General features: G+C 71.2%; 19 protein-coding genes, 1 tRNA gene and 1 riboswitch. Of the genes, 10 read left to right on the plus strand and 10 right to left on the minus strand.

Going from position 1 to position 22,487, the window contains the following annotated elements; all coding sequences use genetic code 11:
- Positions 1-2: 2 nt before the first annotated feature.
- Positions 3-1,004 carry a class E sortase gene (locus CLT71_RS22845; protein WP_101371705.1) on the minus strand — a complete coding sequence of 334 codons (1,002 nt, stop codon included), beginning with the start codon at positions 1,002-1,004 and terminating at the stop codon, positions 3-5.
- A 1,247-nt stretch (positions 1,005-2,251) separates the two neighbouring features.
- Positions 2,252-3,061, minus strand: a complete 810-nt coding sequence (locus CLT71_RS22850) for a DUF881 domain-containing protein (protein ID WP_101368903.1) — start codon at positions 3,059-3,061, stop codon at positions 2,252-2,254.
- Positions 3,062-3,286: 225 nt separating this feature from the next.
- On the opposite strand from CLT71_RS22850, the gene CLT71_RS22855 reads away from it, so the two are divergent.
- From CLT71_RS22855 to CLT71_RS22870, 4 genes are all read left to right on the plus strand, one after another.
- Positions 3,287-3,550: a cell division protein CrgA gene (locus CLT71_RS22855; protein WP_101368904.1), complete on the plus strand. Its 264-nt coding sequence runs from the start codon at positions 3,287-3,289 to the stop codon at positions 3,548-3,550.
- A 212-nt stretch (positions 3,551-3,762) separates the two neighbouring features.
- Positions 3,763-5,922 (plus strand): (Fe-S)-binding protein, encoded by a 2,160-nt coding sequence (locus tag CLT71_RS22860; RefSeq protein WP_101368905.1) that lies wholly within the window; start codon positions 3,763-3,765, stop codon positions 5,920-5,922.
- A 195-nt stretch (positions 5,923-6,117) separates the two neighbouring features.
- Positions 6,118-7,386, plus strand: coding sequence for a sensor histidine kinase (locus CLT71_RS22865; RefSeq protein ID WP_486483397.1), 1,269 nt, complete (start codon positions 6,118-6,120; stop codon positions 7,384-7,386).
- A gap of 19 nt (positions 7,387-7,405) precedes the next feature.
- The gene (locus CLT71_RS22870; protein ID WP_101368906.1) at positions 7,406-8,050 is read left to right on the plus strand and encodes a response regulator transcription factor; all 645 of its coding nucleotides are present in this window, start codon (positions 7,406-7,408) and stop codon (positions 8,048-8,050) included.
- A 63-nt stretch (positions 8,051-8,113) separates the two neighbouring features.
- Here the strand turns inward: CLT71_RS22870 and CLT71_RS22875 are convergent, their stop codons facing one another.
- On the minus strand, positions 8,114-8,782 hold the full coding sequence (locus tag CLT71_RS22875; RefSeq protein ID WP_101368907.1) for a DedA family protein: 669 nt from the start codon (positions 8,780-8,782) through the stop codon (positions 8,114-8,116).
- A 231-nt stretch (positions 8,783-9,013) separates the two neighbouring features.
- Between CLT71_RS22875 and CLT71_RS22880 the strand changes: the two genes are divergently transcribed.
- The 3 genes from CLT71_RS22880 to CLT71_RS22890 all read left to right on the plus strand — a co-directional run bounded on the left by CLT71_RS22880 (position 9,014) and on the right by CLT71_RS22890 (position 12,288).
- Positions 9,014-9,709 (plus strand): hypothetical protein, encoded by a 696-nt coding sequence (locus CLT71_RS22880; RefSeq protein ID WP_143743546.1) that lies wholly within the window; start codon positions 9,014-9,016, stop codon positions 9,707-9,709.
- 165 nt (positions 9,710-9,874) lie between these two features.
- Complete coding sequence (locus tag CLT71_RS22885) at positions 9,875-11,242, plus strand: hemolysin family protein (RefSeq protein ID WP_101368909.1); 1,368 nt, start codon at positions 9,875-9,877, stop codon at positions 11,240-11,242.
- Entirely contained in the window at positions 11,239-12,288 is a 1,050-nt protein-coding gene (locus tag CLT71_RS22890; RefSeq protein WP_101368910.1) for a hemolysin family protein, read from the plus strand. The genes CLT71_RS22885 and CLT71_RS22890 overlap by 4 nt, the downstream gene beginning before the upstream one ends.
- Here the strand turns inward: CLT71_RS22890 and CLT71_RS22895 are convergent.
- Positions 12,285-14,318 carry a peptidoglycan recognition protein family protein gene (locus CLT71_RS22895; protein ID WP_101368911.1) on the minus strand — a complete coding sequence of 678 codons (2,034 nt, stop codon included), beginning with the start codon at positions 14,316-14,318 and terminating at the stop codon, positions 12,285-12,287. The two genes, CLT71_RS22890 and CLT71_RS22895, sit on opposite strands and share 4 nt — an antisense overlap.
- A gap of 286 nt (positions 14,319-14,604) precedes the next feature.
- A riboswitch (cyclic di-AMP (ydaO/yuaA leader) is annotated at positions 14,605-14,745 on the plus strand.
- A 12-nt stretch (positions 14,746-14,757) separates the two neighbouring features.
- On the opposite strand from CLT71_RS22895, the gene CLT71_RS22900 reads away from it, so the two are divergent.
- A complete protein-coding gene (locus tag CLT71_RS22900) occupies positions 14,758-15,798 on the plus strand; it encodes a C40 family peptidase (RefSeq protein ID WP_101368912.1) in 1,041 nt (346 codons plus the stop codon).
- A 120-nt stretch (positions 15,799-15,918) separates the two neighbouring features.
- Here CLT71_RS22900 and dcd read toward each other — a convergent pair whose 3' ends face one another.
- Positions 15,919-16,497, minus strand: coding sequence for a dCTP deaminase (gene dcd, locus CLT71_RS22905; protein WP_101368913.1), 579 nt, complete (start codon positions 16,495-16,497; stop codon positions 15,919-15,921).
- A 110-nt stretch (positions 16,498-16,607) separates the two neighbouring features.
- On the opposite strand from dcd, the gene CLT71_RS22910 reads away from it, so the two are divergent.
- Complete coding sequence (locus CLT71_RS22910; protein WP_101368914.1) at positions 16,608-17,192, plus strand: pyridoxamine 5'-phosphate oxidase family protein; 585 nt, start codon at positions 16,608-16,610, stop codon at positions 17,190-17,192.
- Position 17,193: 1 nt separating this feature from the next.
- Here CLT71_RS22910 and CLT71_RS22915 read toward each other — a convergent pair whose 3' ends face one another.
- Positions 17,194-18,195, minus strand: coding sequence for a zinc metalloprotease (locus CLT71_RS22915; protein ID WP_101368915.1), 1,002 nt, complete (start codon positions 18,193-18,195; stop codon positions 17,194-17,196).
- Between the two features lie 212 nt (positions 18,196-18,407).
- Here CLT71_RS22915 and CLT71_RS22920 point away from each other — a divergent pair.
- A tRNA-Gly gene (locus CLT71_RS22920) sits at positions 18,408-18,481 on the plus strand.
- Between the two features lie 89 nt (positions 18,482-18,570).
- On the opposite strand, the gene CLT71_RS22925 is transcribed toward CLT71_RS22920, so the two are convergent.
- The 4 genes from CLT71_RS22925 to CLT71_RS22940 are packed head-to-tail and all read right to left on the minus strand — an operon-like array spanning position 18,571 to position 22,389.
- Complete coding sequence (locus tag CLT71_RS22925) at positions 18,571-19,839, minus strand: tyrosine-type recombinase/integrase (protein WP_101371707.1); 1,269 nt, start codon at positions 19,837-19,839, stop codon at positions 18,571-18,573.
- The gene (locus CLT71_RS22930) at positions 19,839-20,054 is read right to left on the minus strand and encodes a helix-turn-helix domain-containing protein (RefSeq protein WP_486483398.1); all 216 of its coding nucleotides are present in this window, start codon (positions 20,052-20,054) and stop codon (positions 19,839-19,841) included. Before CLT71_RS22930 ends, CLT71_RS22925 begins: the two co-directional genes overlap by 1 nt.
- Positions 20,055-20,059: 5 nt before the next feature.
- Positions 20,060-21,817: a replication initiator gene (locus tag CLT71_RS22935; protein WP_101368917.1), complete on the minus strand. Its 1,758-nt coding sequence runs from the start codon at positions 21,815-21,817 to the stop codon at positions 20,060-20,062.
- Positions 21,814-22,389 carry a DUF2637 domain-containing protein gene (locus CLT71_RS22940; RefSeq protein ID WP_101368918.1) on the minus strand — a complete coding sequence of 192 codons (576 nt, stop codon included), beginning with the start codon at positions 22,387-22,389 and terminating at the stop codon, positions 21,814-21,816. Before CLT71_RS22940 ends, CLT71_RS22935 begins: the two co-directional genes overlap by 4 nt.
- Positions 22,390-22,487 lie beyond the last annotated feature (98 nt).

The raw sequence follows: 22,487 nt of genomic DNA on the forward strand, positions 1-22,487 counted from the left end.
GGTCAGCCGTCCAACTCGGGCGGGCGGGCCGAGCCGACCGTCTTCGGCTCGGAACGGACCAGCTCGGCGTGCACGATCAACCGTTGGTAGTTGTCGAACTTCGGATTGCACGTGGTCAGGGTCAGCATCGCCTTCGTCGGCTTCGCCTTCGGCTTGCCGGGGACCGGGGCGACCACCTCGACCTGGGACGGCCGGACGATCCGGGTCTGCGAGACGTGGTAGACGAACCAGGCTTCCTTGGACTCCACGACGATCACGTCGCCGTCGTGGAGTTCGTCGAGTCGCCAGAAGGTGGCCCGGTTCCGGTGACCGGCGACCGAGAAGTTGCCGACCTGTCCGGGCAGGGCGCTGCTCGGGTAGTGGCCGGGGGCGTACCGGATGTCCTTCTGGCTGACGCCCTCGACCACGACCCACTGCTTGTCCAGCTTCGGGATGTAGAGCCCGGCGATCGGCTTGCCCTGCACCGGCTTGGTCGGCTTCGGAGTGGCGGTGGGGGTCGGCCCGACCGTCGGGTCGGGTTCCTCCCACTGCTGTGCCAACTGCTGGCCCAGATCGTCCTGGTGTGCGTTGACGATCGTCGACTTGCCCCAGACCTCGTACGCCGCGAAGAGCAGGACGACCAGGCCAAAGGTGATCAGTATCTCGCCGGTGGCCCGTACGCCGGTCCGGATCCGGGAACCGAGCGAGGGTCGGGTCAGTTCGGAGTACACGCTCTTGTAGCCCTCGCCGGTCTGCTCCGGGCGGAGTTGGACCACCCGCTCGCCCCGCCGAGGCCGCTGCTCGGCGTCCGCATCGCCGTCCGTGTCGGCGGGGTCGTCCTTGTCGTCGGTCGCCGGTCGGGGTGGGATCGCGCCGATCAGCGCGGTGGACTCGATGTCGTCCCGCCGGGGTGCGGCGGCGGGCCGGACCTGTGGCAGCGCGGTGGTGGCGCCGTCGGCGGCGGCGGGGGCGCGATGCGGGGTCGTCGGCGGGCCGGCCTCGGCTCCGGAGGCCCGCTGCGGCATCGGCGGGATCGGCGCGGTGGTCTCGGGGTCGGCCGCGGGGACGGTCGGGATGAGCGCGGTCGGTGCGTCGACCCGATCAGCCCCGTTGGTCCGGCGGCCAGCCGAGGGGTCACTACGGAGGCGGGCGTCGGACTCACCCCGGGACGGCTCCCGGCCGAGGTCACCCGGGGACGGCTCCCGAAGGCCCGGAGCACCCGGGGACGGCTCCCAATGGCCGGCAGCACCCGGGGACGACTCCCGATGGCCGGGGTCAGCCGACTCCCGGCGACCGGGCTCGGCGGTGGCCCGGGTCGGCTCCCAGGCGCCCGGCCGGACGGCCGGCGCCGGTTCCCACCGCTCCGACGTGGTCTCCGGAGCCGGTGACCAGCTCTCGGGATCGGTCGCCGTGCCCCGGCGGCCGCCGGACGGCGCCGACTCCCGGCGGCCCGACGGCGGGTACGGCTGCCGAAATTCGGCCTCGACGGCCGGGTACGGCTGCCGGAACTCGGCCTCGACCGGCGGGTACGGCTGCCGGAACTCCGGCTTGGCCGGCGCGTACGGCTGCGGGTGGTGGCCCTCGACCGGGCTGCGGCGGTCACCGGGCCGGCCATGCTCTGCCGGCCGGGGCCCCGGTGCCCCGAGCCCCGAGTGCGGTTCGGGCGCGCCGAGTCCCGGGCGCGGGCCTGGTGTTCCGAGCCCCGAGTGCGGTTCGGGTGCCCCGAGTCCCGGGCGCGGGCCTGGCGCCCCGAGTCCCGAGTGCGGTTCGGGTGCTCCGGATCCGGGGTGCGGGCCTGATGCCCCGAGACCTGGATGCGGTTCGGGGGCCCCGAGTCCCGGACGGGGGCCTGGTGTCCCGAGTCCGGGACGGGGGTCGGGTGCCCCGGTTGGGCCGCGCCGCACCGGATCGGCGGCCGAATAGCGGCCGGGGCCGCCCACAGGAGGGCTGACGGGAGGACCGACGGGAGGGCTGACGGGAGAGGCAGGGCTCTTCGCTACCGGCAGGTTGACGGTGTCGTGGGCGGCCGGCGGGGGCGGCTCGGGTGTGCGCGGTCCGCGGACCGGTGGCGCCGGCACGACGTGGTCGACAGTGATCCGGGGGCGGCGGGCGGCCGGCTCCGGCGGCCCGGGGCGGGACGGACGGGGTGCCCGGTCGGCCGCGGGTGCCTCGTCAGCTTCCGGCAGCCGGGGGATGAACATCGTCGGGTCGTCGCCGTCCGGGGCGCGGTGCCGACCGTTGCGGGCGGAGTTCGGGTCGCCGGCCACCGGAGTCACCCCGGAACCTTGGCCGACCGGAGCCCGCCGGGGCCGTCGTACGCGGGAACCGTCACGCTGGGCTGCACTGCCTCGCGGTATCCGAGGTGGTAGTGGGTGACGGCGTCCCTGAACAACCGGACCCCCTCGGACGCGGCGAGTGCTCGCTGTAGTGCGGCGGGATTGCCGATGGCGGTGATCTTGAATGGTGGTGAGTACACCTGCCCGTGCAGGAGCAGGGTGTTCCCTACGCAGCGTACCGCGCTTGTGGAGAGGACACGGACGCCCATGATGGTCATGGCCTCGGCACCTCCGGCCCAGAGCGCGTTGACCACTGCCTGTACGTCGCCCTGGTGGACCACGAGATCGTCGTTGCTGACGTCGGCCGGCAGCTTGCCCTCGCCGTGCTGCGGCGCGTCGTCGAGTTCGACAGTGACGCCGGGGCCGGTCAGCGCGGTGAATCCGGCCGCCTGTCGGCTGACGGCGGCCCGGTCCCGCTGCGCCGCCACCCGGCCGTCGGAGCCGCCGAGCGCCTCCGCCTGGTTCTCCACCTCGTCGCGGAGTGCGGCGGCCCGCTCCTGGCCTGCGGCGACCTGACTACGGCGGCTCTCGATGAGCTGGGCGAGTTCCGGGCGGCGGTCCTCCCGCAGCGAGGTGCCGCCGGCGGTGGTGGCCGTGGTGGTGAAGAGCAGCCCGGCGGCGAGCGCGATCAGGGGTACCCCCACCGACCATCCGGGGCGGCGCTCGGCCGACCGCCGGGGTAGCAGCCCCACTGCGGCGCGGCGGAGCACCTTCCGCCAGGAGGCGACACCGGAGGTGTACTCCATCGGGCCTTCCCCCTCACGATCATGCCGGTCTGGTAATTATGTCCTGATCGCGGGAATTACCGAGGCGATCCGGGCGTTCAACCGTCCGTACCCAGATGCCCGGGTCCGTGGCCTGAACGGGTTCTCGCGACTACGCTAGCTGTCGAACATTATTGGCCATGGACCGTCGCCCTTGCGTCCGGTTGTCAGGCCGGACGAGGATCACCACCCCCTCAGGAGAGCGCCGTGCCCAAGTCTCAGGTACGTAAGAAGAAGGTGTACACCCCGCCGACGGACGTTCGTCCCACGTCCACCGCGGCGACTCGTAAGCCTAGCCCGGTGTGGTTGCCGGCCACGGCGGTCGGGTTGATCGTCTTCGGCATCGGCTGGCTGGTGGTCTTCTACCTGTCCGACATGGAGTACCCCGTCGCCACCTGGCGGTACTGGAACCTCGCCATCGGCTTCGGTGCGATGGTCGGTTCGCTGGGCCTGCTCTCCCGCTGGCGCTGACTCCGGCTCGACATCCAGCCCCGGCGCCCTGCCGGGGCTGCTCGCTACCGAACGCCTCGCTCGCCGTCCCATCTCGGCCCCGCTGCCCGTCGCTGCGAGGATAGTCACGTTACCAACCAGTAACCTCGCCGCGTAGGCTTCGTGCATCGGCACCGCCGCTCGACGGCCGGCGGTGGACGACGTCAGACAGCAGGACGGAGAGGCCAACAGGCATGGGCAGCGTCCAGATCGTCACCACGATCCTCGCCGCCGCCATCACCGCGGTCGCGGTGTGGCTGGCGACCCGCGCGGTGCTGCGGATGACCGCGGTGATCCGGCTCGGCCAACCCGACCCGACGCGGTTCACCGACCGGGGCCTCCGGGCCCGGAACATGTTGGTCGAGACGCTCGGCCACACCCGGATGCTGCGCTGGAGCGTGGTGGGCGCCGCGCACTGGTTCGTGATGGTCGCCTTCGTCGTGCTGTCGCTGCTGGTGCTCGAGGCGTACTTCGAGGTGGTCAGCCCGACCGGCGGACTGCCGCTGATCGGGCACTGGGTGGGCTACGGGCTGGTCACCGAGCTGATCGGGATCCTCGGGGTGGTCGGGATCCTGGTGCTGATCGGCATCCGGCTGCGCAACCGGCCGAGCAACCCGGCCCGCCGCTCCAGGTTCACCGGCTCGACCATGTGGCAGGGCTACTTCGTCGAGGCCGTGGTGTTGGCCGTACTGGTCTGCGGGTTCCTGATCCGGGGCTTCAAGGTCGCCACCGACCACTTCGAGTTCCCGGCCTGGGCCACCCCGGTCAGCCACGCCGTCGGAGGGCTGCTGCCGGCCTGGGATGCGGGCACCAGCGTCACCGCCCTGGTGAAGATCGCGATCTCGATGACCTGGGTCATCGTGATCTCGCTGAACGTCACCATGGGCGTCGCCTGGCACCGGTTCGCCGCCTTCCCGAACATCTTCTTCAAGCGCGACCCCGACCGGACCGGCTCCGGCCTCGGCGCACTGCGCCCGATGACCAGCAACGGCAAGCCGCTCGACTTCGAGGAGGCCGACCCCGAAAAGGACCAGTTCGGGGTGGCCCAGGTCGAGCAGTTCAGCTGGAAGGGGCTGCTGGACTTCACCACCTGTACAGAGTGCGGGCGGTGCCAGTCGCAGTGCCCGGCCTGGAACACCGGCAAGCCGCTCTCGCCGAAGCTGCTGGTGCTGTCGCTGCGCGACCACGCGTACGCCAAGGCGCCGTACCTGCTGGCCGGTGGCGGCAAGGACCTGACCGGCGAGGAGAAGGCGACCGAGGCCCAGTTGGCGCACGTGGACGTGCTGGCGCTGGCCGAGGCGAACCGGCCGCTGGTCGGTGGCGCCGAGGAACTCGGGGTGATCGATCCCGACGTGCTCTGGTCCTGCACCACCTGCGGTGCCTGCGTGGAGCAGTGCCCGGTCGACATCGAGCACGTCGACCACATCGTGGACATGCGCCGCTACCAGGTGCTGATCGAGTCGAGCTTCCCCTCCGAGGCCGGCGTGATGCTGCGCAACCTGGAGAACAAGGGCAACCCGTGGGGCGCCCCGCCGAACACCCGGGAGGACTGGACCAAGGGCCTCGACTTCGAGGTGCCCCGGGTCGGCGAGGTCGACGACTTCGAGTACCTCTTCTGGGTCGGCTGCGCCGGTGCGTTCGAGGACCGGGCCAAGAAGACCACCCGGGCGGTGGCCACCCTGCTGAACCAGGCCGGGGTGAACTTCGCCATCCTCGGCGAGGGCGAGACCTGCTCCGGTGACCCGGCCCGACGGATCGGCAACGAGTTCGTCTTCCAGATGCTCGCCCAGCAGAACGTCGAGACCCTCAACGAGGCGTTCGGCGACCGCGAGCCGGCGAAGCGCAAGATCGTCGCCACCTGTCCGCACTGCTTCAACACCCTCGGCAACGAGTACGGCGAACTCGGCGGCCAGTTCGAGGTGGTACACCACACCCAACTGCTGGCCCACCTGGTCGCCGAGGGACGGCTCACCCCGGTACAACCGGTCGACGGCGGGCTGACCTACCACGACCCGTGCTACCTGGGCCGGCACAACCGGGTCTTCACCCCGCCCCGCGAGGTGCTCGGTGCGGCGGCGGCCGACGGGATCACCGAGATGCCCCGCAACCAGGAGCGCTCCTTCTGCTGTGGTGCCGGTGGTGCCCGGATGTGGATGGAGGAGCGGATCGGCAAGCGGATCAACGTCGACCGGGTCGAGGAGGCGATGTCGACCGGCGCGCAGACGATCGCGGTCGGCTGCCCGTTCTGCTCGACGATGCTCAGCGACGGCGTCAACGGCAAGGAGGCCGGCGACCAGGTCGAGGTGGTCGACGTGGCCACCGTGCTGCTCCGCTCGGTCAAGCCAGGCGCCTGACCGCCCGCCACCACCCGGACCATCCGCCACCACCGGGACAGCAGGCGGACCATCGGCCGTTACCTGGACCATCCGCCACCACCCGGACAGCAGGCGGACCGGCCGGCCGGGCGACCTCCCGGATCGGATCGGGTAGGTGCTGTGGAGTTCCGTCGCCGGCAGGGTGTGGAAAACCACAACGGTAGCCTTCGGGACGTGCCGGAGCAGGGGATCGGGACGACGGACGCGGTGCCGGGCGGGCCGGACGAGACCGCCGTCGAGCCTGGTTTGCACTACCGCAACGGCCGGGCGGCGCCGGGGGCCGACTCCGCCAGCCGCCCGTCCTGGTGGCCGCCGCGTGCGGGCGTGCGGCTCGCCACCGGGGTGCTGCTCGGTGCCGTCACCGCGACGGTCAGCCTGGGTCACCTGGCCGGCACGCTGCTCGGCCACGCCGTACCGGGCCGCTTTCCACGATCTCGACGGTGGCTGGGAGGGCTGGCCCGAAGGCTCGCCGAGTACGACCGTCGACGGGTCGAGCGGTACTTCGGCGACAGCCCCGCAGGCGTGATCACCGACTCCCGTGCGGCCGGCTACCTCGTCGCCCGGCTGCCGGTCGGGGTACTCGGCGGGATCGTGCTGGGGATGATGCTGTACGGCACGGTCGTGGTCTGTGGCGTGCTGGTCGGCTGGGTGATCGGCCGCCCGGTCGACGGGATCGAGGCCACCCCGCTGATCGTGGCGTACTTCGGCGTCTTCGCCCTGGTGCTGCTCTTCCTCGCCGTGCAGGGGGTGCTCGGTGTCGCGGCGCTGGACCGCCGGCTGGCCCGGCGGTTTCTCGGACCGAGCGACCGGGAGCTGCTGGAACGCCGGATCACCGAGCTGGCCAGTAGCCGGGCCGGAGTGGTGGCCGCGGTCGACGCGGAACGTCGCCGGATCGAGCGGGACCTGCACGACGGCGTACAGCAGCGGCTGGTCGCGCTCGGCATGCTGGTCGGCCGGGCCCGCCGGGCCACCGACCCGGCCCGGACGGCAGAGCTGCTGCGGCAGGCGCACGAGGAGTCCGGCCGGGTCCTCGACGACCTCCGCGAGGTGGCCTGGCGGGTCTACCCGACGGCGCTGGACAACCTCGGGCTGGCCGACGCGCTGGCCCGGGTCGCCGAGCACGCCGGGCTGCCGGTCCGGATCGACCACCGGCTGACCAGCCGACCGGCGCGGGCGGTCGAGACGGCCGCGTACTTCGTGGTCTCGGAGGCGGTGACGAACGCCGCCAAGCACGCCCGGGCCAGCCGGGTCGACGTCGAGGTCGCGATCCGGGACGGCCGGCTGGTCGTGACGGTCGTCGACGACGGCGTCGGCGGGGCCGACCCGGCCGGCGGTGGCCTCTCCGGGCTGGCCCGCCGGGTCACCGCCCTGGACGGCCGGCTCCGGGTGACGAGCCCGGCCGGCGGCCCCACCACAGTCATCGCGGAGCTGCCATGCGAGTGATAGTGGTCGCGGAGCTGCCATGCGGGTGATGTTGGCCGAGGACTCGACCCTGCTCCGGGAGGGGCTGGTCCGGCTGCTCGCCGAGGAGGGGCATCGGGTCACCGCCGCCGTGGGGGACGCGACCGCCCTGCTCGCGGCCGTCGAGGCCGATCCACCGGAGGCGGTGGTGGTCGACGTACGGATGCCGCCGACGCACACCGACGAGGGGCTGCGCGCCGCGTTGGAGATCCGCCGCCGCTGGCCCGCCGTCGGGGTCCTGGTGCTCTCCCAGTACGTCGAGAAGCGTTACGCCGTGGAGCTGCTCACCAGCCAGAGCGGCGGGGTCGGGTACCTGCTCAAGGACCGGGTGGCCCAGGTCGGCGAGTTCCTCGACGCGCTCGCCCGGGTGGGTGACGGCGGCGCCGCCTTCGACCCGGAGGTGGTACGCCAACTGCTCGCCCGGACCAGTCACACCGACCCGCTCGCCCGGTTGACCGTACGGGAGCGGGCGGTGCTGGACCTGATGGCGCAGGGGCACACCAACGCCGCCATCGCCGGACAGTTGCACGTCTCGCAGAGCGCCGTCGAGAAGCACGTGAACGCCATCTTCGACAAGCTCGACCTGGCTCACGTCACCGGGTACAGCCGGCGGGTGCTCGCCGTACTCCGCTATCTGGGCGGCTGAGGTGTAAGGAAGGGCCCCTTCTTATCGTTTTCTGTTGTAGAGGGGGCCCTTCCTTACACCTCGTCACATGCGGTGGCGGCTGCGCGGGCGGTTGCGCCGGGAGAGGCGGGAGAGCACGAACCAGCCGACCGCGAGCGCCACGGTCACGATCACCACCTTCTGGAAGAGGCTGGCGTACTCCTCGACGATGTGCCAGTTCTCCCCGAGCAGATAGCCGGCGAGGACGAAGACGGTGTTCCAGATCAGGCTGCCGAGGGCGGTACAGAGTAGGAAGGTGCCCATCCGCATCCGTTCGATGCCGGCCGGGATGGAGATCAGGCTGCGGAAGATCGGGATCATCCGACCGAGGAAGACCGTCTTCACCCCGTGCCGGAGGAACCACGCCTCGGTACGGTCCACGTCGTCGAGCTTGACCAGCGGCAGCCGGGCGGCGATGGCCCGGGTACGTTCCCGGCCGAGCAGCGCGCCGACGTAGTAGAGCGCCAGCGCGCCGACCACCGAACCGAGGGTGGTCCAGAAGATCGCCGACCAGAGGCTCATCTCGCCCCGGCTGGCGGCGAAGCCGGCGAGCGGCAGGATGATCTCGCTGGGCAGCGGTGGGAAGAGGTTCTCCAACGCCACCGCGAGGCCCGCTCCGGGGGCACCGAGCGTGTCCATCAGGTCGGTCGCCCACTCGGCGATCCCGCTCAGCGGGGTGGGTTCGGCGGCCATCGGAGCCGTATCATCGATCATGAATCCGACGCTAACCGGTGGAACCTGTTCAAACCCTGTGGAGCGGCGCCCGATGATCCGCCGGGCCGCCACAGTCACGGACTGCGGTGAACCACATACGGCGTTCGTTCGTACCTGTCCATGTTGGACCGCCGCGCGGCGGTCTCCAATGAGGCGACGGGTGGGCCGACGACGGCCCTCGGACCGCGAGGAGGCGGGCGCCGCGTGGCGGAAAGCGCACCACACCGGAGGGTGACGGAGTCGAGTGGACGGCACCGGAAAGTCGGGCCGGTCGACCGCCGGTCGGGACGCCGGCTCCGGCTGACCTCCACTGTGGGGCTCGGAGTCGGGCTGCTGCTCCTCGCCGTACCGTTCGGGGCCGAGACGCTCCGGGCGACGCTCTGGGGTGGCGGGGCCGAGCCGGAGGCCGGCGTACCGGTGGCGGTGGCCAGCCCGCCGGCACCGCAGTCGCCGACGGCCGGGCCGTCCCCGGACGCCGCGCCGCCGACGGGTACCCCCGCGGCGACCGCGACCGCGACCCCGGCGTCCCGGGCCGGCGGTGCCGGAGCGTCGCCGCCGTCCGCACCGTCGACGCCGTCACGGCCACCGCTTCAGCCAGCGACGGTACCGACACCGTCCGCGACCAGTGCCGCGCCGTCCTCGCCGGCTGCCCCGGCACCGCCGCCACCGCCCGCGCAGCCCGTGCTGCTCGGGCCGGACGGCCGGGACGGGCTGGCCCGGATGATGGACCGCTACTGCGACGAGCACGTGGGCGGGGCGACCTGGGCGGACACCCGTGGCGACGGCGGTTGGGAGTGCGAGCGGCTGCTGCTGTCGTCCCGGACCATCGACATCGACCGGGCCTGCCGGGACAGCTACGGCGACGACGCGTTCGCGGAGAACCCGGAGGGCCGGGACCCGTTCGGCTGGCGCTGCTTCCGACGCTGAGCTCCGCTGGCAGACCGCCAGGCGGAGGCCGGCGGCGTCGAGAATCCAGCGGCGGACCGGGCAGCCGTGGCCTGGTCGGACAGGTACTGTGCTCGATATTCGCGGGCGGGACGCAACCACGGTCGAGGTGAACCCATCATCGACGCCCTACTCCTGGGCACCCTGTTGCCACTGGCCGGCTTCGCCCTGTTGACCGGCGGGAACGCCTTCTTCGTCGCCGCCGAGTTCGCGCTGGTCACCGTCGACCGGGCGGAACTCGACCGGCGGGTGGCCGGCGGCGACCGGCGGGCCGGTACGGTCCGCAAGGCGCTGCGGGAACTCTCCTTCCAGCTCTCCGGCGCGCAGCTCGGGATCACCATCACCGCCCTGCTCACCGGCTATCTCGCCGAGCCGGCACTGGCGAAGCTCTTCGCACCGCTGCTCCGCCCGATCGCCGGGGACGCCACCGGGCGGGTCACCCCGCTGCTCGCACTGGCGTTGGCGACGCTGCTCTCGATGCTCTTCGGCGAGCTGGTGCCGAAGAACGCCGCGCTGGCCGGGCCGATGCCGGCCGCGCTGGCCACCGCCGGGCCGATGCGGGCCTTCTCCCGGATCTTCGGCTGGCTGATCCGGGCCCTGAACAACTCGGCCAACTGGCTGGTCCGACGGCTCGGCGTCGAACCGCAGGAGGAGCTGGCCAGCGCCCGGTCACCCGAGGAACTCGGCCTGCTGGCGGCGATCTCCGCGCAGGCCGGTGCGCTGCCCCGGGAGACCGCGATGCTGCTGCAACGGACGATCCGGTTCGGCGACAAGCGGGCCGCCGAGGCGATGACGCCCCGGGTCGACGTTGTCGCGCTGCGGGCCGGCGCCACGGTCGCCGAGCTGCTGGCCCTGGCCCAGCAGACCGGCCGGACCCGGTTTCCGGTCTACGAGGAGACCGTCGACCTGGTCACCGGGGTGGCCGGGGTCGTCGACGCGCTCGGCGTACCACCGAACCGGCGGTCCTGCACCACGGTGGCCGCGGTGGCCCGGGAGCCGGTGTACGTGCCGGAGAGCCTCGACCTGGACGGGGTACTCGCGGCGCTGCGCGGTGCCGGTGCGGACCTGGCGATCGTGGTCGACGAGTACGGCGGCACCGACGGTGTGGTGACGGTGGAGGACCTGGTCGAGGAACTGGTCGGGGAGATCGCCGACGAGTTCGACCCGGTCGCCGACGAGTTCGATCCGGTTGCTGACGACTCCACCCCGCAGCCGGACTCGACCGCCCGGGACACCGCCGAGGAGAGCCCGGTGGAGTTGACGGTGCCGGGCGGTGAACGCGCCGTGCTCGTCGACGGGGTGCTGCGCGGGGACGAGCTCGTCGAACGGGTCGGATTCCGGCTGCCCGAGGGCCCGTACGAGACGCTTGCCGGGTTCCTGCTGGCCCGGCTCGGCCACATCCCGGTGGCCGGCGAGACCGTCGAGGAGCAGGGCTACGAGTTCACCGTGGTCGAGGTGGTCCGGCACCGCATCGAGCAGGTCCGGGTGGTCCGACCCGAGGAGGCCGTCGGATGAACCTGCTGATCACCGTCGGGCTGCTGCTCGGCAACGCCTTCTTCGTGGGCAGCGAGTTCGCGTTGATCGCCTCCCGGCGTACCGTGCTCGAACCGCTGGCGGCGGGGTCGAAGCGGGCCCGGTGGGCGCTGTCGGCGATGAACCAGATCCCGCTGATGATCGCGGGTGCCCAGCTCGGCATCACCATCTGCTCGCTCGGCCTCGGCGCCATCGCCGAACCGGCCCTGGCGCACCTGCTGGAGGTGCCGATCCACGCCGTCGGGCTGCCGGACGGTGCGGTGCACCCGGTCGCCTTCGTGATCGCGCTCGGCCTGGTGGTCTTCCTGCACACGGTGATCGGCGAGATGGTGCCGAAGAACATCACCCTGGCCGGGCCGGAGCCGTCCGCGCTCTGGCTCGGGCCGGCGATGCTGGCGTTCTGCGTGGCGACCAAGCCGCTGCTGCTGGCGATGAAGTGGGCGTCGGCCCGGATCCTGCGGCTGTGGCGGGTCGAGGCCACCGACGCGGTCAAGACGGTATTCACCGCCGAGGAGCTGGCCGGGCTGGTGTCGCAGGCGCGTACCGAAGGGTTGCTCGGCTCCGAGGAGCACGCCCGGATCACCGGCGCGCTGGCGCTGAACCGGCGTACCGCCGCCGACGCGCTGCGGCCCTGGGCCACTGTCACCACGGTGGCCGACGACGTCTCTCCGGCCTCCCTGGAGGTGCTGGCGACCCGTACCGGCCGGTCCCGGTTCCCGGTGGTGCAGCGGGCCACCCGCCGGGTGCTGGGCTTCGTGCACGTCAAGGACGTCCTCGGGTACTCCGGTGCGGCCCGCCGGGCGCCGGTGCCGATCGAGCTGCTCCGGCCGCTGGCCGTGGTGCCGCCGGAGCGCAGCCTCGCCGACCTGCTGCTGTCGATGCGCCGGGAGCGCCGGCACATGGTGCTGGTCAGCGACGGGCGGGTGCCGATGGGGGTGGTCACCCTCGACGACGTGCTCACCGCCGTCGTCGGGGCGGCCACCGACCCCACCGGCACCACGGCCCAACCCGCGCAGCCGGCTGGTTAGCCCGCTCGCGGTGCGCCGACCGGCGACGGCAGCAGGTGTACGTCGTCGGCGTTCACGAACATGATCCGGTGACCGAACTGGATCTGGACGTACCGCAGGTCGCCCCGGATCACCGTCCAGTCACCGGGTGACGAGCCGTCGAAGGTGGTGGCCCGGTAGTACTCGCTGGGCAGGAGGTTGCCGACGGCGTACCGCTGCCCGGCGGCGAGGGTGTACTGCAACGGCGTGACCGCCTGCACCGGTACGCCGGCCGGGTAGGCGTCGGCCTCCGGGTACGCCCTGCCGTACACCGGAATGCTGGCCCGGCCCGGCTTCGGCGTCGCGACCAGCCCGACCGTCCACTTGGCGGTGGGGTTGCTCCTCGGGTTGTGGAACCACGCCTTCTGCCCGAGATACCAGATCGCGGTCCAGTCGCCCTGCCGGCCGGCGAGCGCGTAGGTCTGCCCGGCCGAGGCCCGCGCGCCGTGGTCGGAGATGTGCATGGTGTTCGGGGTGCCGTCCGGGCGCAGTGCGATGTCGTTCACCAGCGGCGCGTCGGCGGCCGGCGCGCTGCGCAGGATCACCGACGACGATCCACGGGACGGGCAGGGCACACCGGCGCTCTGGCAGCCGGTGAAGGCCGGCCGGTTGGTGGCGAAGTCCGGGTCGATGGTGACCAGTCCGGCGACCGGGGTGCCGACGCCCCGGAACGGCGCCCTGAGCAGGTCGAAGTAGTGCGACCAGTCCCAGTACGGGCCGGGGTCCCAGTGCATGCCGCGCACGTTCGCCGGCAGGATGCCGGGTACGTTGTCGTGCCCGATGATGTGGTTGCGGTCCAGCGGGACGTCGTACCGGGCGGCGAGGTAGCGGACCAGCTTGGCCGAGGTCCGGTACATCGCCTCGGTGTACCAGGTGCCCTGGGCGGCGTACCCCTCGTGTTCGAGACCGATCGCCTTGGCGTTGACGTACCAGTTGCCGGCGTGCCAGGCCACGTCCTTGCCCTTGATGTGCTGCGCGATGTGCCCGTCCGCCGAGCGGAGCGTGTACTGCCAGCTCACGTAGGTCGGGTCCTGCACCAGCCGCAGCGTGGTGTCGTAGCTGCCCTCGGTGTCGTGGATGACGATGTATTCGATCTTCTGCCGGGCGGGCCGGTCGGAGAGGTCGTGGTTGCCGTAGTCGCCGTCCCCGAACTCCTGGTAGGGGGCGGGGATCCACTCGCAGGAGATGTCGCGCGGGCACTCCAGCCCGTCCGGGCGGGGCCTGCCGGGCAGGCCGAGCCGGTCCAGCCAGGAGCGCTGCGGGGCGAGGTCGGGGTGGCCGGGCAGGGTGATCCGGTGGCCGTCGTCGGTGGTCCGGCTGGCACCCTCGGCGATGGTCCGGTACACCTCGTCGGCGAAGGCGGCCGCGGCGTCGGCGCGGTCGCTGCCGGCGTACCGGGCCACCGCGCCGTACCAGGCCGCCGGGTCGCTGGTCCGGCCCGTCGGCGCGGCCAGCTCCTGCTGGTACGACGCCAGCAGCGCCGCCCCGCCCCGGATGTTCGCCGCCGGTTCGGTGCGGAGCGCCTGCTCGTCGGCTCCGGTGAGCGCGACGGCAGCGTCCAGGGTCTGCCCGCCGGGCGGCGCGTCGGCGGTGTCCTGGGTCTGTCCGCCGGGCGGCGCGTCGGTGCTTCGGTCGACGTGTGGACCGGCGGGTCCGGTCGCCGGCCGGGCGGGTCTGGCCGGGTCACCGCGCCGGTCCTCGCCGTGCTCCGGGTGCTCCGTCGGCGTGTCGGCCAGCCCGGCGACGTCGGTGAGGTGCATCGGGCCGTACCCGCCGCTGGTGCTCGGGGTGCCGGCGTTGGTGTCCCAGCGGGATTCCAGATAGGAGACGCCGAGCAACACACTCTCGGGTACGCCGAACTCGGCCGCTGCCGCGGCGTACTCCTGTTGCCGGATGTCGGCGGAGGCGGAGGCGGCGGCCGGCGTGGGGCCGGCCGGCAGCAGCGCGGCGGTGCCGACGACTGCGACGCCGAGCGCGATTCTCCTGGTCAGCGGCTGTTTTGTGGGAAGCATCGAACCTCCATTAGCCGGGGGTGGGCCTGGTGATCACCCTCCACCCGGGACCGTTGTCGGTCAATACCTTCCGGCCAAGCTCCGCACAATGTAGAAATCTTTCACGTATACCGAGCGTGATCAGCGAGTTCGCGGCGTCGCCTCGATGAATCGAAGGCTCCCACCGTCAGCGACCGATCAAATACCTAACGAATCGACTCAGATCACGGGGTTGCGTTTGGATAACACCCTTCTCTAGTGTTGGGGACCGTCGAGCCGACGGCAGGCCGCCTGACCGGGTGGCGACGTCTCGACACCGCCGAATCGTCACACTCAGCGAACCGGGGACCCGAGCTTCATGGGGTGAATCCGCGTCTCACGCGGTAGGGCGACAATCTTCCCGCCCGAACCCGTCAGCTAACCCGGTAGGCGGGCTACGGAAGAAGGAGTACGGACCCCGGTGGCTCCCCCTGCCCCGCTGCGGTCGCAATCCCTCCGGTCGGTCTCCACCGACGCCGGGAAAGTGAAGCCGCGCCCTCGAAGGTCCATTCTCGCCATCGCGCTGACGGCCCTGGCCAGTGCCGCCGTGCTGTTCACCGGCACGACGCCGGCACTCGCCGAACCGTCGGTGGCCGAGATCGAACAGCAGATCGACACCGCCTGGCGGAAACTGGAACCGGTCGTCGAAAAGCACAACGCCACCCGGCAGGACCTGACCGCCAAGAAGAAGCAGGCCGCCGCACTGCAAAAGAAGATCGCCCCGCTCCAGGCGCAGATCGACGCCGCGATGAACCGGGTGAGCGACTTCGCAGTCGAGGCGTACAAGGGCGACAAGGCCTCGGCCGTCAACGCCCTGCTCACCACGAAGTCGCCGACCGCGCTGGTCGGTCAACTCTCGGTGCTCGACCAGTTCGCGCGGCAGCAGGCGCGCGAGGTGCAGACGGTCGTTGACCTCAAGAACAAGTACGCCGCCCAGAAGGCCCCGCTGGACCGGTTGGTCACCCAGTTGACCAAGACCGAGGCGGAGCTGGCCGCGAAGAAGAAGGAGATCGACGCCGAGGTCGACCGGCTACAGAAGCTGCGGATCCAGGCGTACGGGAACGGCTCCGCCGGCCCGCTGCGGCCCGCGCCCTGCCCGGCGACGTACCCCGGCGGCCCGGCCGGCCAGGCGGTCAAGTTCGCCTGCGCCCAGATCGGCAAGCCGTACAAGTGGGGTGCGGAAGGCCCCAGCTCGTACGACTGCTCCGGCCTGACCCTGGCCGCTTGGGCGAAGGGCGGCGTGTCGCTGCCGCACAACGCCCGGGCACAGCGTGGCCAGGTGAAGTCGGTCAGCCGCTCCGAGCTACGCCCCGGCGACCTCGTCTTCTACTACGCCGACCTCAGCCACGTCGGCATGTACGTCGGCGGCGGATGGATCGTGCACGCCTCCCGGGCCGGTGAGCCGGTGAAGATGAAGCGGATGGACGACGGCGAGATCCACAGCTTCGGCAGACCCGGCTGACGTCGCCCAGCCGACCGTGTCAACGGAAGAACCCCCGTCGCGCAAACTGCGGCGGGGGTTCCTCCGTTGGGGTCCGTTGGGGTCCGTGGCCGGCAGGCGTCGGGGTTCCGGTTGCCGCTTTCAGCGGGTGGGCCAGGTGCGCCAGTTCTGCCATGATCGGCTCGGGGTGGGGCCGCGCTGCCCCTGGTAACGCGAGCCGTAGACGGCCGACCCGTACGGGTGGGCGGACGGCGACGAGAGCCGGAAGATGCAGAGCTGGCCGATCTTCATCCCGGGCCAGAGCCGGATCGGCAGGTTGGCCACGTTCGACAGCTCCAGCGTGACGTGCCCGGAGAACCCGGGGTCGATGAAGCCGGCGGTCGAGTGGGTGAGCAGGCCGAGCCGGCCCAAACTGGATTTTCCTTCGAGCCGGCCCGCGAGCTGGTCGCCGAGCGAGATCACCTCAAGGGTGGAGGCGAGCACGAACTCACCCGGGTGCAGCACGAACGGTTCGCCGTCCGGCACGTCGACGAGCGAGGTCAACTCGTCCTGCTGCACCGCCGGGTCGATGTGCGTGTAGAGGTGGTTGTTGAAGACCCGGAAGAGCCGGTCCAGGCGTACGTCGATGCTCGACGGCTGCACCAGCGCGGGCTCGAACGGCTCCAGCGCGAGCGTGCCCGCCTTGATCTCGATCACTAGGTCGTGGTCGGAGAGCAGCACCGGATCACCTTAGCGGTCGAGCGGAGCCGACCGGCCACGACCTGGCCGATGGGTGGGATGAGGGTGGGATCGGGGTAGGTGATCGAACATGTGTTCGATAGAATGTGGCCATGGCATCCTGGTCCGAATTCGCCTCTGACGAGCCCCGACTCGCCGACGCGATCCGCGTTCTCATCCAGCAGTACGGTCCGGGTCTCGGCTACCTGGCGACCGTGCGCGCCGACGGTGGGCCGCGGGTGCACCCGGTGTCCCCGGTCATCACCGACGAGGGACTCTTCTGTTTCGTCGTCGACTCCCCGAAGCGGCGCGACCTCGAACGGGACGGGCGCTACGCGCTGCACTCCTTCCCGCCCGAGGACAGCGACGACGAGGCCTACGTCGCCGGTCGGGCCCGCCCGGTGACCGACCAGGCGCGGGTGGAACGGCTCGCCGGCAACCTGCGGGCCGCGCCGCAGGTCGACTGGCGGCTCTTCGAGTTCACCGTCGACGTGGCGATGGTGGCCCGGCACGGCAGCAACGGCGCCACCCCGCTCGCCGCCGGAGACCGGTCCGAGCGACCGGCGGTCCAGGTCTGGCTCGACCCGGCCGGCGCCGGCAACGTCGGCGTGGGCACCGCAGGCGGAGACACCGCCACCGGGCCGAGGCGACGCGGCCGGCGTCGGGCCGCCGAGGCGGAGCCGGTCCCGACACCCTGACCTACGGCTCCCGGAACGCCTTCCACGCCTTGAGCATCCGGAACATCTGACCGTACGTGAACTCGTACATGCAGGCGTCGACCGAGTAGTCCATGAAGTTGTGGATCGGGTCGAGGCCCGGTTTCGTCGTGCAGGTGTCCCGCCGCTCCGGGCAGCCGAAGGCCGGCTCCGCCTCGGCAGGCGTGTCGTAGACGTGGTCGCCCTGACCCGAGCAGCCCTGCTGGAAGGTGTGGTAGAGGTTCAGCCAGTGCCCGACCTCGTGAGTCGCCGTGTCACCCGCGTTGTACGGCGCAGCCGTGCCGCCCGGCAGTGACTCGGCGAGCACCACCACCCCGTCGTACGGGTCGAGTTCGCGTTCCGGGAAGGTGGCCCAGCCGAGCAACTCGTCGTCAAGCAATCCGGTGTAGATGTTCAGGGTGTGCTTGCCGCCGACCCGCAGCGCACGCTTCATCTGCGTCTCCGCCGGGCTCTCCGCCACGATCGGATACCAGGCCGGGTTGACCACCCGGTTCACCTTCTTCAACCTGAACTGGAACGGCGTCCAGGCTCCACCGGTACGCCCGGCGAAGGCGTCGTTCAGCACCTTCATCTGGGCGTGGATCAGGGACAGTGGGATGTTTCCGTCCGCCCGGGTCCGATTCTCGCTGACGACGTGGAACACCACGTCGATGGTGATCCTGAGCTTGCCCGGTACGCCGAGCGGCGCCACCCCGACCCGTTGCGCGTACGCCGAGTCGAGCGCCCGGTCCAGTTCGGCGGCCTCGCCCGGGGTCAGTTCGTTGGGCTCGGCAGCGTGCGGCACACCGGGCTTGGCCTTGGCGTTCGGCGCTGTGGTGTGGGGGTGGCCTCTGGTTGTCTCGGCGCAGCCCGGTTCGGCGGATTGTCCGGCCGAGCCCGGAGGTGCCGCCACCGCCGGGCCGGCCGCGAGCAGCAGGACGAGAAACGAGCTCGCCATGCCGGTCATGCCGGAACGCGACGACAACCGCAGTCCACGAAACGCCATTGCCACACCCTTTGCCTTCGGAGAGTTGCTCTGCAATGACGCAGAGACATAGTTGCAGGTGAGGCGGAGGTTACTAGCCGTGGCCGATGTTGCAAACGAGGCGGCGCGGCGTGGTTCGCGCGGGATCCGAAGGGGTGACAGAGCGCTCGGAGCCGTAGCTGGGGGAGGGTGAGTGCATGATCGGACCGGACCGGGTACAGTGGGGTCCGCTCGCGGGTGTAGTTCAATGGCAGAACATCAGCTTCCCAAGCTGACAGTGCGGGTTCGATTCCCGTCACCCGCTCCAACCCGAAGGCCCTGGTCAGGACGTCAGTCCCAGCCAGGGCCTTCGATGTTCCAAGATTCGTCATCGCGTCGCGTGCCGTTAGCGTGCCATTAGGCCAGGTGCACCAGGGCGCCGGCCGCACCGTCGTCCGGGTCGCCGGGCCGCGTGCCATCCGTCTTGCGCGCCTTGTTCTTGGCCTTCTTGCCGTCGGACTTCTTGTCAGTCTTCCGGTCGGTCTTCTTCGCCTTCTTCCGTTCGCCCTTCTGCTCGGCGCGGACGGCCGCGTTCAGCGCGGCGGCGATGGCCCGGTCGGCTTCGGCCGTCGCGTGCTGGTAGATCAGCGCGGCTTGCGGTGAGTCGTGACCCATCCGGGCCATCAGGTCGCGGGTGCTGGCCCCGGTCTGCGCGGCGAGGGTGTTTCCGGTGTGGCGTAGGTCGTGAAAGTGCAGGTTCGGCTGACCGACTTTCGCAACGGCTGCTTTCCAGTTGGCCAGCTTGTTGAAGTTGCCTCGCCAGATGGTCCGCCCGCTCTCGGTGGTGAACACGAACGCGGTGGGGTTGTCGTCGACCTCGGCGGCGAGGTGATCGGCGATTGCCGAGACAACGGCCGGAGGCAGGCTAACCATGCGCCGGCTGGCTCGGGACTTCGGTGGACCGAGGACCAGGCCGACGCCCCGCTGTTCGGTGAACGCCTGACGGACCCGTACCGTCCCCGCCTTGGTGTCAATGTCCTGGCGTTGCACCGCCGTCACCTCGCCCCAGCGCAGGCAACCGAAGGTGGTCAGCAGGACCAGGGCGCGGTACCGGGGTGGTACGGCATCGGCCAGGGCGAAGACCTGTGCCATGGTCAGCACGGGTCGTTCGGCCGGTTTCTCCTGGTCGGCGCCCGTGATCCGGCACGGGTTCTTCGGCAGGATCTCGTCTTCCCGTACGGCGGTCATCAGCACCGCCCGCAGCAGCCGGTACGCCTTGGCCGCCATGCTCTCCGAGACGCCGTTGCCGAGCAGTTGCGCGCGCCACTCCCGGATCAGCGGCGTGTCCAGCCGGCCCAGCTCGACACCGCCGAGGTAGGGCGTGATGTGCTTGCCGAGCAGCCAGCCGTACAGGTGAATGGTGCGAGGCCGCAGGTTCGGCCGTTGCGCGATCCAGCGTTCCGCGTAGTCGACGAGTTTGACTTTCGACCGCTCCGGGTCGATCCACTCGCGCCGGGCGATCTGCGATTCCACCAGCGTCAGGTAGCGCTCCGCGTCGGACTTCCGAGCGAAAGTCTCTGGTGCCGACCGCAGCCGACCGTCCGGCCCGGGGTACCGCGCCTGATAGCGGCCGGATGGGAGCTTGCGCAGGTTGCCGAACCGGCGGTGTCCCTCCTTGTTCGCCATCAGGCGACCCTCCGCATCCCGCTCCACACGTCGGAGGCGGTCATCGGCTCGACCCGTCCGGCGTCCAGGTGCGCGGCCAGGTCGACGGCCCTGATGCGGACGCTCCGGCCGAGCTTGTGGAACGGGATACGCCGCTCGGCGATGAGCCGCCGGATGTAGCGCTCACTCATCTGGATCCGAACCGCTGCCTGCTCGATGGTCAGAACCTCGTCCACTGTGGTCACGCCTCCCCGTTTGCCGTTGCACTGGTCGCGGTTGCCGAAAGGGCGGGCATGGCTCCCTGGGCCGCCCGGTCCTTCGCGGCGAGCAGTTCGGTACGCCATCGGGCGCGTTCCGAGATGGCACGCATGAGCCGGTGGGACATGGGGCCGACGTCCGGGTCATCCGGTCGGGCGAGTTCCCAGGCGTGCCGGACGCGTTCGGGGTTGTCGCCCTGGCTTTCGGGTGCGCTTGCGTGGTCGGTGGTGACGCCGAGGAGCGCGCGGACCCAGGCTTTGGCGTCGTGTTTGTGGTCGGCGAGGGTCTTGCCGGACCAGTCGCGGGAGATAAGGATTCGTCGGCCGCCGATGCCGAGCGTTTCCCGCTGGTGGACCTTGCCCCGGCACCGGCCCGGTTTGAGCTTGGCGTGCGCCTTCTTCGGCTGGACGCCGTACAGCAGCCAGTTCGAACACCGGTCGGTGCAGGGCGTGATCTGGAGTTGCTGCCAAAGTCGGTCGAGGTGGCGTTGCTGCCGTTCGGTGGTCAGCTTGTGGCAGTCGCCGGTCTGCTTGGTGATGTACTTCGTGACGTACCGGATCGTGCGTTCGGCGTCGTCGGTGCCGGGCATGACGCCGCGTGCGTCGAACTGGGCGCCGAACCGGACTACGTGCGCGGGTTCGGCGTCGGGGTCTTGGTCGATGGCGTCGAGTGCTTCGGTCCAGGTGGTCAACGGTTGCCCGGTGGCCGGATCGACCCACGCCGCCGCCTGCTGGTCCCATACCGGCGGATGGTCGCGGGTGTAGCGCTGGACGTCGACGGCTGGCCACCACACCTGGTGGTAGGTGGCTGCTGCCACGGTGCGCAGCACGTCGCGCGGGATGGTGCCCCGGATGGCGAAGTGTGCGTGTGGGGCGAGTCGTCGTTGCGGCTCGACGCAGCCGGCGTACTGGACGTTCCAGCCTTCGCAGCGTCGGAGGTTCTGCCAGAACCGGTCGAGCAGGCGAGGGAAGTGGACCGCGTCCCAGGCTGCCCGTCGGTAGTCGTACCGGTTGGGGTTGACCGGGCTGCCGTCGGGACGGACCGGTCCGTAGGAGTCCAGGGTGAGCGTCAGCCACATCGACGGCCGGTAGGTCGAGCCGTCCGGGGCGGTGTAGGTCTTGCCGACCGTGCGGCGCTCGACCTTGCGGCGTGGTAGCTCGGGTGCGTCCTGCCGCCGCCGGGTCGAGCGCTTGCGTCGCCGGCCGGTGTCCTCGTCGCCCTGGCCGTCGTCGTCGGTCTGGTGGGGTGGGCCGACCCGCCCGCGCAGTCCTTCGGCCGTGATCGCTTCTTCTACCTCTCGGATGCCCTGGTCGAGGTCTTCGACCTGGTCCCACTCGGAGGCGCGGGTGGCTTCGTCGCGGCCGTATTCGAGGTGTGCCCGCAGCACGATGAGGGCTTTCTGTTCCTCGGTGGCGGGTTCGGGGCCGGGTAGGGGTTCGTCGTCGCGGTGCCAGCCTTCCCGGATCTGCGCCCGCCGCAGCCGGCGATTCTTCTTGGCACACGGCGGACACTTGTCCTCCCGGGTCGCGCCGCAGGGCAGGTCGATGACCTCGGTCTGCCCGGTGTTGAGATCGGTACGGCGCATGGCGAGAGGGCGGATGCAGACGCCGTATTCGGTGGCGACGTCCTTGAGGACGTCGACGGCGCGGGGTAGGCCCATCCGTGCCGCCCGCGACCCCGGCCGAGCCTGCTCCGGGGTCGGGGCGGGGTGACCGAGACCGGGAAGCGTTGGTGCGATCATCGTGCGGTCCCGACGGTCCGGGCGGGGTGGACGACGCCGAGCGGAGGCAGCACCGCCGACGGCCCCGGCCGCGATGGGGTGGGTACCGGTGCGTAGACGACCGGGGCGCGCTCCTGGACCGGTTCGGGGGCGACGTGGACGGGTTCCGGGTCGGGTTCGTTGAGGACGGTCGGCGCCTGGTCGTCGACGGCCGGGGCGATGGCGGGTGCGCTGGACAGCACAACCTTGACCAGGGCTAGGAACGCGAGTGAGGGCACCGCAGCCACGATCCAGCCCCAGACGGACGGTTCGGCTTCGGCGACCTGCGCGGCGAGGGACAGGATGGCGAAGCCGACCAGGAGCACGGCGATGAACCCGACCGGACGACCGGCCCGGCGCCGGGCGCGGATCTCCAGGCCGAGGTAGATAGCCATCAGCTCGACGGCCACCGCGTTGGCCCAGCCGATCCAGTCGGGTTGCCCGTGCGCGACGGTCAGGTCATGGACATGGGTGAACGCGGCAGCGCCGGCCATCCCGCCGATGGCGAGCAGGATCAGCAGCCGGACCGCAGCTTCGGCACGTACCCGCATCATCGGCCAGCCCCCGTCCGCTCGGTGCGGAGGTCCCTGACGACGTGGGCACCGTCGATGGTCCAGATGGCCCGGATCGCGTGCTCGTCGCAGGTCCAGGC

Source organism: Plantactinospora sp. CNZ320 (genome assembly GCF_002846275.1).